The organism is Listeria grandensis (assembly GCF_014322885.1).
Taxonomy (GTDB): Bacteria; Bacillota; Bacilli; order Lactobacillales; family Listeriaceae; genus Listeria_A; species Listeria_A grandensis.
Map to the genome: position 1 here is coordinate 1 of NZ_JAASUG010000018.1, position 14,681 is coordinate 14,681.

Below are 14,681 nucleotides of genomic sequence, written 5' to 3' on the forward strand. Positions count from 1 at the left end.
GTTATCGATACAACTAGATTTGTCACAGGTAAGTTTACAGGCGGCGTGAAATACGTTGGTCTTAAAGTAGGCGACACCGTATATGACAGAGTTCCAGTGAGCTCAGACGGAACGTATCAATACTATGCCAAAGATAAAATTAAAGACACAGCAACAACCGTAACTGTTCTTGGCTACGATGCCACAAATACAGTAACAATACAAACAGTTGTAACAGTTAAATAAATTTTTGATACAACACGGTGTGATGACTAAATGAAATTTAGTCATCACACGATTTTAAAAAATAACTTTGAAAAAAAAAGACAATTTTATATAAAACTATGAAACATAAAGGAGTAATATGATGCTAAAAAAAGTTGTATTAATAGCGATGTCAGGAGCTTGTGCCTTATCATTAGTCGCATGTTCTGGATCACCTTCTAATGAAGAAACTCCCAAAGCAAAACAAGAAACAAAAATAGAAAAAGAAACAACGTATCCAGTGAAGACAGTAAATAATATTGAAATGAAAATTAAAGATATTGAAACAACGGAAAATGGAAAAGGCGACAAAAATATCGTACAACTAACGATGAGTTTTAAAAATGAAACGAGCGGTAAATACGGTATTGGTGGCAATGACTTTATTTTGAAATCTGGCGATAAAACCTACACAGTAAAAACCGATGCAAACAATATCGGGACAGAAATTGATCCGAATAAAACAGTAAGCGGTGCAGTGAACTTTGAATTGCCAAAAGACGTAAAATCTGGTGAGTTTTCTTATCAACCAGTGACATTTGGAAAAGAAAAACCAAAAGTACTCGCAACATGGAAAATTTCCATTCCAAGCAATAAGTAATTTTTAAAATCTATGAGGAGATGATTCTTTGAAAATCGCAGTAATTGGGTTAGGCTATATCGGTTTACCGACGGCTATCATGTTTGCTAATCATGGTCAGAATGTGGTAGGTATCGATTTGAAAGAAGACGCGGTGAACATGCTTAACGCAGGAAAAATCCACATTGAGGAGCCAGGACTTCAAACAGAGCTAACGAAAGCCTTACTATCTGGGAATTTTAAAGCGCAGTTAAATCTAGAGGAAGCGGATGTTTTTATCGTTGCAGTGCCAACGCCTAATAAAGCGGATGCCTATCTATCATGTGATTTAACGCATGTCAAAGATGCCGTTCAGAAAACAATCCCTTATTTGGAAAAAGGAAATGTCATGATATTAGAATCCACTATCGCGCCACGCACGACCGAAGATGTTGTGAAGCCGATGTTGGAAGAAGCAGGATTTATCGTTGGAAAAGATATCTTCTTAGTCCATTGTCCAGAACGTGTATTACCTGGGAAAATTATTCACGAGTTAGTGCATAATAACCGCATTATCGGTGGTTTGACGCCAGCTTGTGTCGAAGCAGGAAAACAAGTGTACGGTGTCTTTGTTCAAGGAGAACTAATAGAAACGACTGCTGGTGCTGCCGAACTATCGAAACTGATGGAAAACACGTATCGCGATGTCAATATTGCGCTGGCGAACGAACTAGCCAAAATTGGCGATACGCTAGGCATTAACGCACTAGAAGTCATTGAGATGGCTAATAAACATCCTCGCGTGAACCTACATTATCCAGGTCCAGGTGTTGGTGGTCATTGTTTAGCCGTTGATCCATACTTCATTGTTGCAAGCACGCCAGAAAATACGCCACTGATTCAACAAGCACGTGCGATCAACAACTCCATGCCACACTTTGTTGTAGAGAAAGTAAAAGACTTTATGACAAATATCGATGGCAAAAAAGTGACTGTTTTCGGTGCGACATATAAAGGTGATGTCGATGATATTCGTGAAAGTCCAGCCATTGAAATTATACAGCTTCTAGAAAAAGAAACGGATTTCGAATTATCCGTATTTGATCCCCATGTGAAAGCATCTTGGATTGAGCCTGATTTTGAAAAGGCTGTAGAAAATGCTGATTTAGTATGTGTGTTAACGGATCATAGTGAATTTAAAACAGTAACAGCAGAACAATTTGCAGGCATGAAACAACAACATATTTTCGATACAAAAAATGTGATTCCGGAGTTAAAAAAAGTGGCGATTTACAATATGGGAAACTTATATGAGATGCAGAACAGCAGTAAAAAGTTAGTTCCAATAACGGAATGAGCCAGGAGGAAACAATGGAAGATAGTTTAAATGTAAAACAAATATGGGACCTGTTGAAAAAGAATAAATGGATCATTTTCATAAGCATGTGCATATGTGCCTTACTTATGAGTGGATACCTTTATTTCTTCTCCACACCAATCTACCAAAGCGAAACACAAGTATTAATTAATCAGTCTGTTCCACAGAATACGATTGTCCAATCACAAGATGTACAGGCGAACTTACAGCTAATCAATACTTATACATCCATTATCATGAGCCCACGAATTTTGGAGCAAGTATCTAACAACATGGATGACGCTTATTCCACAAAAGAACTCGAGCAAATGATTAAAGTAAATAGCACCTCGGATTCACAAGTCATCAAAATTAATGTAGAAAGTGCCAATGCTTCAGACGCTGTAAAAATTGCCAATGAAACAGTCACTATATTCAGTAAAGATGTTCCGAAAATAATGAAAATTGACAATATTTATGTATTATCAGAAGCTTCCTTAGATGCGGATGCAGCACCAGTAAAACCTCATACTTCGTTACTCATTGCAGTTGCAACTTTGCTAGGCATGATATTAGGGGTTGTCATTATGTTCATTCGTAATTTGTTTGACCGCTCGATTAAAACAGCGGATGATATAGAACAAATATTAGGACTTCCTGTATTATCCATCATCAATGAAATAAAAGACGATGACCTACTAGAGAAGAAATCAGGAAGAAGACGAAAGAAACGGAAAGGATAATGTTCATTGAGTAAACAAAAAACAGCTAAAAGAAAGTTAATTACCGCAGTAAATCCCAGTTCTCCAATTTCGGAACAATTCAAAACGCTTCGAGCAGGCATCCATTTTTCTTCGGTGGATAAAGAGTACAAATCGATTTTAGTAACTTCGCCAGAACCAGAAAGCGGTAAATCTACCGTGTCAGCGAACCTTGCGATTTGTTATGCCAAGCAGGGAAATAAAACACTACTAATTGATGCAGATATGCGGAAGCCGACAAGTCACCGGACATTTGGAATTCCTTATAATGTTGGTCTATCCGACATGCTTACAGATAGCAAAACAGAGCTTAAAGACGTATGTCATCAAACAGAAATCGAAAATTTAATGGTTTTAACGAGTGGTACCATGGTGCCTAATCCAAATGAATTACTAGGCTCTAAAAAAATGGAGCAGTTGCTAAAACAATTCGCAGAACAATTCGATCAAATTATTATTGATACCCCACCTATTCTAGCTTCATCTGATGCGCTTGTTTTAACCCCCTATGTAGAAGGCGCAATTGTCGTACTTTGTAGTGACAAAACACTAAAAGAACGCGCAAAAACAGCAGTACAACAACTGCAAAAAACGCATATTCCAATTATCGGTACGGTTTTGAATCGTGTGAAAAATAATTCGAGCAACTACTATTACTATCAATGAGGGAGAGTGCAATGGAGTCCATTAAAAGCGTGGCTAAGTCCACAAAAACAACTACTAAATTTTACCCGATTGTCAAACGCGCGATGGATGTGCTAGGCGCAAGCGTTGGTTTACTTCTTTTAACGCCGTTCTTTATTGTCCTAGCATTGATCATTAAATTAAGCGACTTGAATGCTCCTGTCTTCTTTAAACAAGAACGAGTTGGAAAAAATGGCAAGCGATTCATGATGTATAAATTCCGCACGATGATTCCGAATGCCGAGGCAAAACTCGCGGAGCTGCTTCAGTTCAATGAAGTAGAAGGCGCGATGTTTAAGATGAAACATGATCCACGGATTACGAAACTAGGCGGCTTTTTAAGAAAGACAAGTATTGACGAATTACCGCAACTTCTCAATGTGTTAAAAGGCGATATGTCCCTTGTCGGACCACGGCCACCACTTGAACGTGAAGTCGCTGAATATTCTGTACGCGATTATAGAAGATTGTCAATTACACCAGGCTGTACAGGTTTATGGCAAGTCAGCGGACGAAACGATGTTAGTTTTGCGGAAATGGTGAATTTAGATTTAGAGTATATTCAAAAAGTTAGTTTTGCGTTAGATATGCAAATATTACTCAGAACGGTGCGGGTTATTTTTGTCCCGAATAGCGCCTATTAAGTCAGAGGAGAAGTGAAAGATAGTTATGACACGAACGTTTTTATTAGGTAGTTATGTCGATTCGCTTACGATGCAAGAAACGTTAAATAAAGTAGAAACGATTATTCGTATCGGAAAACCAGTGCAACATGTCGTTATTAACGCCAGTAAAATTAATTTGATGGCAGAAAATAAGGAGCTTGCAGATATTGTGAATGCATCACCGCTTATCAATGCGGACGGTCAGTCCATTGTTTGGGCGATGAAATTCCTTGGCCATGAAACGCGTGAAAGAGTTACTGGTATCGATTTGTTTGAAAATTTAGTCAAAAAGAGTGCTGAGAAAGGCTATCGTGTATATTACTTCGGCGCTAAGGAGGACGTGGTGCAAGATGTCGTCCGCCTGCATCAACAAAAGTATCCAAAACTGAAAATTGCTGGGTATCGAAATGGTTATTTTGAAGAAGCAGAATCAGAAGAAATCGCGCTAGATATCCGGAAATCGGAAGCAGATATTGTCTTTGTTGCTTTTTCTAGCCCTAAAAAAGAGCAATGGATTCATGCATATAAAGACACGATGGGCGTTCCGTTTGTGATGGGCGTTGGTGGTAGCTTTGATGTGATTGCGGGTGTGACAAAACGTGCGCCGCAATGGATGCAAAAGACAGGGCTCGAGTGGTTTTACCGTTTCATGCAAGAGCCGAAGCGAATGTTCAAACGCTATTTTGTCGGTAATTTGAGTTTTATATGGAAAGTCTTGAAAGAAAGGTGGCGTCAATAATTGCTAGCTAAATTTACATTCTCATTACTTAATATTTTCCCGATGCCGAATCGACTGGTTTTTGGACGGATCGTTCGTCACATAAAGAACCAGGTGGCTCAGTCTTTCTTTGGAAGTTGCGCGAAAAATAGTAACTTGCGACCGAAGCTGAAATTACGCCATCCTAAAAATATTCACCTTGGTAAACGTTCATCGATTGGTGACAATGCGCGCATTATTGCGACGGCTCCTGTTCATATCGGTGATGATGTATTGATGGCACCTGACGTGGTGATTTTAACGGATACGCATTGTATCAATGGCAGGGAAAAGATTTTAGATAGCGGAACAACAAAAAAACCTGTGTTTATTGGAAATGACGTTTGGATTGGTACACGTGTCACGATTTTGGCAGGTGCAGAAATTCCAGATGGTTGTGTGGTTGCAGCGGGCGCCGTTGTTCCAGCCAAAAAATATCCGCCATACAGTGTGATTGGTGGTGTGCCTGCAAAAGTGATTAAACAAGAGAGGTAAGGATAACTTTGCTCAAAGAAACCAAAATTTTTATATTTTTATTCGCAATTTTCCCCGTCGTTGATGCGCTGAATGGTTTTGTACTGTCAGCTGGAATCAATCTTCCTATCGGTGTTGCCTATCGCCTTGTCTGTATTGCCTTTCTCATTTTTCAAATTGCTAGAAAGGGATTTCCGAAAAGGCTCTACACGATTTTGTCTGTGACTTTTATCTTTTGTGGTATTATCTCGCTGTTCATTCAGACGATCGTATTACAAAATGACTTGTCGGCGCTCCTATATGATTTGACAAATATGACTAAATTTTTCCTCTGGGCGCTTATTCCTTATTATGTGTATCAGCGTAAGGATCAGCTGAAAGAGACGAGTTATGAAAAAATCTTCCTAGCTATTAGTATCTTCTTTACGCTAGGGCTGCTCATTCCGTATGCACTTGGGATTGGTAATCAAACGTATGCTGGTTCTGATGCTGGTTATAAGGCTTTCTTTTTTGCCAATAATGATACGACGATTGGGTTCATTGTTTCTGCGACTTTCACTGGTTGGTATTTGTTTAAACAGACGAAAGCGACGAAATTATGGACGCGTCTGATGCTGGCTTTGCTTTATCTAGGTAATTTACTTGGTTTGTTGCTTTTAGGAACGAAAACAGGAATTGTATACGGCGTTATTTTAACGATTGTTTTACTACTTCGCTTTTTCTTCTTTCAAAAACGTATCGGTCCAGCTGTGAAGTGGGGGATAGGAGTTACAGTAATCGCTGTGTTGACGCTTATCGTAGTCCAAGGTCGTGCTTTTATTGTAGAGACGATGTCAGGACTTGTTCAACGACTCACTTATTTCTACAACTTGTATAACGGCGATTTAGTCCGTTTTATCACCAGTTCGCGCAGTGAATTCTTAGATTCGGCCTTCCGCTCCTTTACGGATAGCGGCAACCTTATGACACAGCTTTTCGGTTATGGGTTTAGTCAACGCGTGGCAACGTGGGGACTCGGTGATTTAGTGGAAATGGATTTCTTTGACGTATTTTTCTCCCTTGGTATTTTGGGGCTCCTTGTTACACTTGGCCTCTTACTCTTCTTCTTTATTACATCGTGCAAAAAACGAAGCATCTATAGTGTGCTCTTCCTCATCCTCGTACTTTACGGCGCCTTTGCCGGACATGTTTTATTTTCCGCCCTATCATCGACTTTGTTTGGTCTCGTATGCGGCGGCCTATTCCTAAAAAAAGAAAGCTTGTGTGAAAAAGAATGAAAGCTCTTGTCAAACGGTTAATGCAATTTGCAGTTGGTTCCCTCGGTTCTGCGGTATTAAATTTGATGACCATTCCCGTGATTACATTTTTTATCACACCGGCAGAATACGGGAAAACAAGTATGTTTATGTTGGCACAGACGTTGTTAATTTGCTTCATCTATCTAGGTTATGATCAGGCGTTTGCGCGCGAATTTTATGAATACCCGAATAAGAAAAAACTGTTTAGCACGGCGATTATCATTCCAATGCTGTTTTCAGGTGTTGTCATTGCTTGCATGTGCTGGTTCGCTGAGCCGATTTCTACTTTCTTATTTGGAAGCGGCGTGTATCGCCACGCAGTGTATCTCATCGCCGCTTCTATCCCATTTCTGATATTTGAACGGTTTCTCTTCTTGTACATTCGGATGCAAAATAAAGCGCTAGAATTTTCGTTGTTTAACATTTTAGTGAAGCTTAGCATTTTACTCTGTACCGTTCTTTTCCTCTTATTTTTCTCCCATACGTTTATCACAGTTATTTACGCGACGATTATCGGCCAAATTATCGGAGACACGATCTTAATGCTACGAAATGTACGCATCTTGTACATGAATCCGGTGAAGACAGATCCAGACCTCTATCCGAGACTCGCCAAGTTTGGCTTACCAATCGCAGTAGCGACAATTATTTATAGCTTGTTTGTGATTATTGATAAATTGTTTATCCGCTATTTTTGTGATTTTGAACAACTGGGTTTATACACGGCAGCTTTTAAAATTGCGAGTGCCCTGTTGATTCTGCAGACAACGTTTTCTAATTTTTGGGTACCAACAGCGTACGAATGGTATAAAAAACACAAACCGATGCGCTATTTTAAATTGGTGAGTGATAGCATTATGTTCCTCATCGCGATTCTATTCATGGGACTTCTGTTGTTTAAAGGCGCCATCATGATGGTTTTATCCCCGGATTACAGCCAGGCGCAGTATATATTCCCATTCCTTTGCTTTTATCCACTGATGATGACGGTGAGTGATACGACGAATCTTGGCATTGTTTTTCTGAAACGAAGCTCGCTGAACATTCTTGTTTCCATCATTGCTCTTATTGTATCCATTGGCTTGAATTTTCTACTTGTGCCGAAATATGGCGCGATTGGGGCTTCAGTTGCCACAGGATCCGCTTACATTGCGTTCTTTTTAGCACGGACGTATTTCTCGATGCGGATTTGGAAAGGTTTTTCTGTAAAAAGTCATCTGATGACAACCTTACTACTTGTTGTCGCAGCTAGTTTAAATATTATGATTCACACGGTGTGGCTGATCTCGATTATCAATGTGGCTGTATTATTATGCATTATCGTTATCTACATCCCATTACTTCGCACGCTATATCGTTCTTATTACGCCAAACGGCAACCATCTATTACACACGAGAAAGGAATTGAAGCATGAAAATACTTGTTATTGCTAATATGTTTCCATCGAAAGAATATCCATCATACGGCATTTTTGTAAAAAACCATGTTCGCTTGCTAGAAGAGGCAGCAGACAAAATAGAGACGATTACGATGAGGAAAGAGTTAAATAAAATGAAGAAGCTTTGGCTCTACCTTATCTTTTACTGTCGCATTTTCTTTACCTTGCTTTTTAAAAAATACGATATGGTCTACTTGCACTATGCGTCTCACAGCGCATTCCCGATTTTGGGCGCTAAGTTTCTGAATCGCAAAATAAATCTTATTGTCAATCTCCACGGTAGCGATGTGTTCCCGGAAACATCATTCCAAGAACGCTTGCAAAAATGGGTAGCGCGACTTCTAAAACAAGCAAGTCATGTCGTTGTACCGTCAGATTATTTTAAGCAGGCCGTTATCAAACGGTATCATCTTGCGTCTCAGAACGTCTTGATCTCGCCATCAGGAGGCGTCAACCGCGATTTGTTTGCACCGCAAGAAACAGCGAAAGATACGTCTGTTTTCAAGGTTGGTTACGTAGGACGCATTGATGTCGATAAAGGTTGGGACGATGCGCTTCGTGGTTTTTCTGAATTTAAGCACCAATCGAACCGACCAGCACAACTGATCATGATTGGAAGCGGCAAGGAAAATCCGCAAAAAGAAGCTCTTATTGAAGAGCTTGGCTTGCAAGAAGATGTTCGTTGTTATGATTTAATGCCGCAAGAAGAACTTGTTGCACTTTATAATGAGATGGATGTCTTTGTTTTCCCAAGTCGTAGAAAAGGAGAGAGTCTGGGCCTTGTTGGGATTGAAGCGATGGCTTGTGGCATTCCGGTGATTGGAAGCCAGATTGCGGGTATTCAAGGCTACCTCGTCGAAGGGGAAAATGGTTACTTTACAGAAGTTGGGAATCCATATTCGATTGCTGAAAAATTGCTAGAGTTCCACGCCAATAGTGAGGAAGAAAAAGAGCTGTTAAGCCAGAATGCTTTTGATTCCGCGATTCCTTACGATCAATTGCAGGTGCAAAAAGATATGGTAAATATGTTAGCAGTTTTAGCGAAATAGGTTTGAGTTATAAGAGTAAGACGTTACATGACAAGGAGGAGAATAAATGCGAAAACTAGAGAGTAGTGTCATTCAGTTAGAACGGGGGGAAGTGTTACGCACCTGTGGTGAATATACAATACTTCAAGGATACATCACATGTCGAAAAGGAAATCATTTATTGAAAATCTTAAAAGAAGAATCTTTCATTATCTCAGAGGATGCTTTTATGGGAGGATTAGTAGAATATCAAGCGCAAAGAATTACGTACGTCGCCTTCATGCCAACGATATTAGCGACGGATTTTCTGCACAAACAAAAACAAGCACAGCAAGAGATCATCCAATTATTTACGCATCAGTTAGATCTATATGCGCTACCTGTTAAAGAGCGTGTAATGGCATTATTATATCGAATTGCGTGTGAAATTGGTGAATTTAAGATGGATGAGTGCCGTATACCCTCGATTTTGACCCAAGTAGAAATCGCAACATACACGCATTGTACGAGAGAATATCTAAACGGTATTCGGAAAGTACTAATAAATGAAGGCTGGCTTGGAGCAAGTAAGGATTGGGTGCTTTTAGATTGGGACCGTTGGAGAGCACATATATCAAATGAAGCAGCAGCCGCTGTTTATGAACATATTTAAAAGCAAATGTAAGATCGGCGTCCAGTAGGCATGGGAAATACGTCCATGTAAATACGCCTATCGAAAATACAGCAAAAGTAATTAAGCTAGCAGAATAAGCTGAGTTTAGTTGCTTTTTTGTTATATCAAAGAAAGGCTTTACATTTTAGAATAAATTTCATATAATTAATGTGCTTAATTAAGTTGGTTAATTATATGTGAGGTGGTGAAGCGAGTGGAAAACAAGCATGTGGTAAAAGAGGCTAATTTGAATAAAATCAGAAGTGTTTTGTTTAGGCACAGATCGGCGACTAAAGCGAAATTAGCCAATGAATCGGATATCAGCACAGTCACCGTCAACGGCCTCGTCAAAGAACTTGTGGAAGCGGGCGAGTTTATTGGAGGAGAATTGATCCATCCTAAAATTGGCCGTCCATCCGTACACTATCATTTTAATTATGATTTTGAGCATTATTTATTAATCTCTATTCAAGAAACCGCGGGGAAACTACATATTGTTGCGAATGTTGTAAACATGCGAGGCGATATAAAAATAAGCAGAAATCAGCCCATGGAAAAGGTGAACATAGAAACGGTTATCGAAGTTGTCACAGAAATACTCGCTCAAAAAAGTGAGATCACAACGATTGCCATCTCCATTCCCGGTAAAAAAATCGACTCCAAAATCGTTGTTAGCTGGCGTGATGAGCTGAATGGTTGGGATTTGGAAAGCGAGATTGCGGGGCGATTTGGAATTCCAGTTTATATAGAAAATGATGCGAATCTAGCAACGGTTGGCTATTGTAAGGAAGTTGCTATTCCAGATTATGCCTATGTTGTTGGTATTTATTATTTGCCGATGAGCATGCCGGGCGCCAGTCTTTTTCATAATAATCAACTTTTCCGCGGGCAGAATGGTTTGGCTGGTGAAATTCGTTATTTACCGCAACTTATCGGTCAAGAATGCGCCAGTTCGTTCGAAGCGTCGGCGCGAAATTTGGTGGATATTATGTGTATTTATAACAGCCTCCTTGCGCCACACACGTTTGTCATTCATATGGAAGGTTTAGAGCAGCAAGCATTAGAAGCCTTGATTTTAGAAAATGGTGTTTTGCATGAGCAGCCGAATAAGCCGAATTTTTATTGTGCGGATTCGTTCGATAAAGACGTGATGGCGGGACTTCAATGGCTGGCGATGTCGAATTTGGCGTGGTTGTAGAGACGACATCATCAATAAAGAATGGATCGCAAAATTAGAGAATCTGGGGGTAGGAAAATGATTAAATTAGTGATTACGGATATGGATGGGACTTTTTTGAATAGTAAGGGAGAGTTTAACCGCGAGCTTTATCGTGAGGTGAAGCAATTGATGGTGCAGAAAAATGTAGCGTTTGCGCCTTGTACGGGGAAGCAGTGTGACCGAGTGGAGCAGATTTTTGGACCGGAAGATATGGAAGGTTTGTGGATTTTAGGGGATAGTGCGGCGCGAATTAAGCATAATGGGGAGTTTGTTTATGAATCGCTAATCAAGAATACGTTGGGGCTTGAAATGATTGCTAAGTTGGAAGCGATTCGTCTGGATTATGTGATTATTGCGTGTACGCCGACTGGGGCGATTGTGAAGGATACGGTGCCTGAGGAGATTTTTAATCGGATGAAGCATTCATACTCGGAGCTACGTCGGGTGGCAGATTTTAGTGAAATTGACTCCGATTTTGTTAAAATTTCTGTGTATGATGCGAAAGAAGACAGCTTTCATACGCGAACGCAACTGGCGGATTTTTTTGATAAGGCATATATCGTTGCTTCGGAGGGTGCTTGGATTGATATTTCGGATGTCGGTGTTCATAAGGGGACGACGGTGGCGAGGCTTCAAGAAATATTGGGCGTGACGCATGATGAGACGATGGTTTTTGGTGATGGCCTGAATGATTTGGAGCTGATGGAGGCTGGACTTTACAGTTTTGCGATGCGTAACGGTTTCCCAGAAACGAAGGCGGCGGCGAACTTTATTGCGAGGTCGAATGATGAGGATGCAGTGCTACACACGATAAAACAGATTTTGTCGTTGCAATAATTTGAAATAAAGGGAGTTATTATGGAGAAAAAATGGTATTACGCGATTTTAGTTATTTTTACAACATGTGGCTTTAGTTTTTCTAGTTGGATTTCCAGAACGCCGGAGTTGCGCGATATTTTGCAGGCGACGACGGGAACGATGGGGATTATCTTGCTCGGATTGTCGATGGGATCGATTCTTGGATTGGTGCTCGCCAACGTATTTGTTCGGGCGCGTGGCGGTAGATTTGCGATTATGACGAGTGCCTTTTTTATGTTTGGCGGCTTCATCACGCTGGCAACTGGGGCGCTCATCGCGGGTCAAATTGTGGTTTTCATCGCCTTGTTTGTATTTGGCATGGGGGCTGGGATGTGCAATGTTGCGATGAATTTGGAAGGAACCGAGATTGAGTATCGGATCAAAAAGACGATCTTGCCGGTTCTGCATGCGGCATTTAGTATCGGGACACTTGCGGGAGCTGGCGTCGGGGTACTTTTTATCAAATTCGGAATATCGGTTAGCCTGCATTTGACGATTGTCGCGTGTTTGCTATTTGCGACTTTGATGATTTCGACGCGGTTTGTGCCGGCAGGAATTGGCAAGGATTCAGTGGTAGATAAGAAAGCGAGCGCCGAAGCATCACCGTCAGACAAGCATTTGTGGCTCAATAAACGAACGGTGGCGCTGGCGATTATGGCATTATGTCTGGCTTTTGTCGAAGGTTCTGCAAATGACTGGATTCCGCTTGCGATGGTGGATGGCTATAACGTTTCGCATAGCTTCAGTACGATTATTTATGGTGTTTTCTTGACCGGTATGATTAGCGGGCGTTTGGTTAGCGGCAGGCTGATCGACACTTACGGGCGGGTTTTGTTGCTCCGCATTGCCGTGGTACTCGCTGCAATCGGCCTACTTCTAGTCATCCTGAAAATTTCCATCGCGCTCTGCGTCATTGCGATTTTCCTCTGGGGACTTGGCGCTTCACTAGGCTTCCCGATGACGATTTCAGCAGCTGGGGACGAGAGTCAGTATGCGGTGAAGCGAGTGAGTTTAGTGACGCTTGCAGGTTATGGCGCCTCGCTTGCAGGACCGCCGTTGCTTGGATTCTTAGCGAATTATTTTGGTTTGCTGAACGCGTTTATTTTTGTACTCATCGCGATTTGTGTTGCGGGATTGTTTACGAGTAATGTCGCGAAAATCCGACAAACTTCTTAAGTTATTTTCAAATAAAAAATACCCTAATCTCTCAACCTGAGAAATCGGGGTATTTTTGGTGATACTACTTATTTAACTGTTTGTGCGGAAGTGTGAAGGATGTTACCAGATTTGTCTAAAGCCTTTACTTCAAAAGTAGCGCCGGAGACAAGTAGGGCTGGAACATCGTAGATATATACTTTGTAGTCTACTCCAGTAATGGCACCGTAGCGGACAAAGTTACCATCAACATAAAGGGCGATCTTGTGAACATCTTCTGAGAATGATCCAGTGTGGTATGTGGAAAGTGTTGTTGTTTCGTCTGGTGTAATATTTCCGTTTGTTTTCTTCACTTTTACGTCGGAAGAAGCGCGTTCGCCTTCGTTTCCAAGACCATCTACCGCAACGACTTCGAATGTTTGGCCTTCTGTTTTCAATAGTGGAGCATCGGCTGCGTATATTTTGAAAGTATCGTCTGTGATAGCGCCGTGGCGAACGAACTCACCGTCGATGTAAAGAGCGATTTTCTTCGCAGTTGTGGCTACTGTTCCTGTGATATAGCTTGTGTCTTTGATGTAATCGTCTATGATTGGTTTTTCAATTTTGGTAGGTGCAGCGTTGGCTGTGACAACGGAGCTAGATTTGTGACCAGCAGTTCCATCGGCCGCGATTGGTGCAATTTCAAATGTTTGGCCGACAATCTTCATTTCCGGTGTAGCACCTGCATAGATTTGGTAGCTACCATCGCTTGCGGCAGCTGTTTTGACAAGGACATCATTGATGAATAGGCCTACACGAGTCACTCCTGGTGATGTTGTTCCGCTGACATAACCAGCGCCAGCGATATGTGTTTCAGTGCTAGTAATTTTATGTGCAGCAAGTAGCGCTTTGGCTTTATCTAAGTCTACTTGTAATGCTGCTTTGACGGTTAGGTCTGCGATGGCATCAACGGCTTCTTGCGCATTGTCGATGGCAGCTTGGTCTGTAGAGTTTTTAAGTGAGCCGTTTGTGTCACCGTTGTTGAATAGGTCTTTCACGTCTGCTGAAGCGGAATCTTGACGCTCTTGTTCTGCTTTAGCAGCGTTGATGCGTTCATTTAGTTGATCTTGAGCGGAGTCTAAATCTTTTTGTAATGCTTCTTTTACTTCCGAGTTCGTGACCGCATCGATTTTTTCTTGTGCATTGTCAATGGCAGCTTGATCTGTGGAAACTTTAATGTAGTCGTTTGTGTCACCGTTGTTGAATAGGTCTTTCACGTCTGCTGAAGCGGAATCTTGACGCTCTTGTTCTGCTTTAGCAGCGTTGATGCGTTCGTTTAGTTGATCTTGAGCGGTGTCTAAATCTTTTTGTAATGCTTCTTTTACTTCCGAGTTCGTGACCGCATCGATTTTTTCTTGTACATTGTCAATGGCAGCTTGATCTGTGGAAACTTTAATGTAGCCGTTTGTGTCACCGTTGTTGAATAGGTCTTTCACGTCTGCTGAAGCGGAATCTTGACGCTCTTGTTCTGCTTTAGCAGCGTTGATGCGTTC

The 14,681-nt window shown here is 41.1% G+C and carries 16 protein-coding genes; 15 read left to right on the forward strand and 1 reads right to left on the reverse strand.

The annotated features are described in order from the left end of the window. From HCJ54_RS14890 to HCJ54_RS14960, 15 genes are all read left to right on the forward strand, one after another. Positions 1 to 225 (forward strand): immunoglobulin-like domain-containing protein (locus tag HCJ54_RS14890; RefSeq protein ID WP_187138204.1); only part of this gene is annotated, 225 nt, incomplete at its 5' end. A gap of 118 nt (positions 226 to 343) precedes the next feature. Further along, positions 344 to 844, forward strand: coding sequence for a DUF4352 domain-containing protein (locus tag HCJ54_RS14895; RefSeq protein WP_244966973.1), 501 nt, complete (start codon positions 344 to 346; stop codon positions 842 to 844). A gap of 28 nt (positions 845 to 872) precedes the next feature. Further along, positions 873 to 2,159 (forward strand): nucleotide sugar dehydrogenase, encoded by a 1,287-nt coding sequence (locus HCJ54_RS14900; protein WP_036068097.1) that lies wholly within the window; start codon positions 873 to 875, stop codon positions 2,157 to 2,159. A gap of 14 nt (positions 2,160 to 2,173) precedes the next feature. Beyond that, positions 2,174 to 2,902 (forward strand): YveK family protein, encoded by a 729-nt coding sequence (locus HCJ54_RS14905; protein ID WP_036068098.1) that lies wholly within the window; start codon positions 2,174 to 2,176, stop codon positions 2,900 to 2,902. Positions 2,903 to 2,908: 6 nt separating this feature from the next. Further along, on the forward strand, positions 2,909 to 3,586 hold the full coding sequence (locus tag HCJ54_RS14910) for a CpsD/CapB family tyrosine-protein kinase (RefSeq protein ID WP_036068099.1): 678 nt from the start codon (positions 2,909 to 2,911) through the stop codon (positions 3,584 to 3,586). 11 nt (positions 3,587 to 3,597) lie between these two features. Then, positions 3,598 to 4,248, forward strand: coding sequence for a sugar transferase (locus tag HCJ54_RS14915; protein WP_036068102.1), 651 nt, complete (start codon positions 3,598 to 3,600; stop codon positions 4,246 to 4,248). Between the two features lie 25 nt (positions 4,249 to 4,273). After that, entirely contained in the window at positions 4,274 to 5,008 is a 735-nt protein-coding gene (locus HCJ54_RS14920) for a WecB/TagA/CpsF family glycosyltransferase (RefSeq protein ID WP_036068105.1), read from the forward strand. Then, positions 5,009 to 5,521: an acyltransferase gene (locus HCJ54_RS14925; RefSeq protein WP_036068106.1), complete on the forward strand. Its 513-nt coding sequence runs from the start codon at positions 5,009 to 5,011 to the stop codon at positions 5,519 to 5,521. 8 nt (positions 5,522 to 5,529) lie between these two features. After that, positions 5,530 to 6,777, forward strand: a complete 1,248-nt coding sequence (locus HCJ54_RS14930; RefSeq protein ID WP_187138205.1) for an O-antigen ligase family protein — start codon at positions 5,530 to 5,532, stop codon at positions 6,775 to 6,777. Next, positions 6,774 to 8,213 carry an oligosaccharide flippase family protein gene (locus HCJ54_RS14935; protein WP_036068110.1) on the forward strand — a complete coding sequence of 480 codons (1,440 nt, stop codon included), beginning with the start codon at positions 6,774 to 6,776 and terminating at the stop codon, positions 8,211 to 8,213. The genes HCJ54_RS14930 and HCJ54_RS14935 overlap by 4 nt, the downstream gene beginning before the upstream one ends. After that, the gene (locus HCJ54_RS14940; RefSeq protein ID WP_187138206.1) at positions 8,210 to 9,286 is read left to right on the forward strand and encodes a glycosyltransferase family 4 protein; all 1,077 of its coding nucleotides are present in this window, start codon (positions 8,210 to 8,212) and stop codon (positions 9,284 to 9,286) included. Before HCJ54_RS14935 ends, HCJ54_RS14940 begins: the two co-directional genes overlap by 4 nt. 46 nt (positions 9,287 to 9,332) lie before the next feature. Continuing rightward, a complete protein-coding gene (locus HCJ54_RS14945) occupies positions 9,333 to 9,917 on the forward strand; it encodes a Crp/Fnr family transcriptional regulator (RefSeq protein ID WP_187138207.1) in 585 nt (194 codons plus the stop codon). Between the two features lie 214 nt (positions 9,918 to 10,131). Next, entirely contained in the window at positions 10,132 to 11,115 is a 984-nt protein-coding gene (locus HCJ54_RS14950) for an ROK family protein (protein WP_187138208.1), read from the forward strand. 57 nt (positions 11,116 to 11,172) lie between these two features. Next, positions 11,173 to 11,973: an HAD family hydrolase gene (locus HCJ54_RS14955; RefSeq protein WP_187138209.1), complete on the forward strand. Its 801-nt coding sequence runs from the start codon at positions 11,173 to 11,175 to the stop codon at positions 11,971 to 11,973. A gap of 21 nt (positions 11,974 to 11,994) precedes the next feature. Beyond that, positions 11,995 to 13,170: an MFS transporter gene (locus HCJ54_RS14960; protein ID WP_187138210.1), complete on the forward strand. Its 1,176-nt coding sequence runs from the start codon at positions 11,995 to 11,997 to the stop codon at positions 13,168 to 13,170. Positions 13,171 to 13,238: 68 nt separating this feature from the next. Here HCJ54_RS14960 and HCJ54_RS14965 read toward each other — a convergent pair. After that, positions 13,239 to 14,681 (reverse strand): toxin Cry1Ac domain D-VI-related protein (locus tag HCJ54_RS14965; RefSeq protein WP_222713046.1); only part of this gene is annotated, 1,443 nt, incomplete at its 5' end.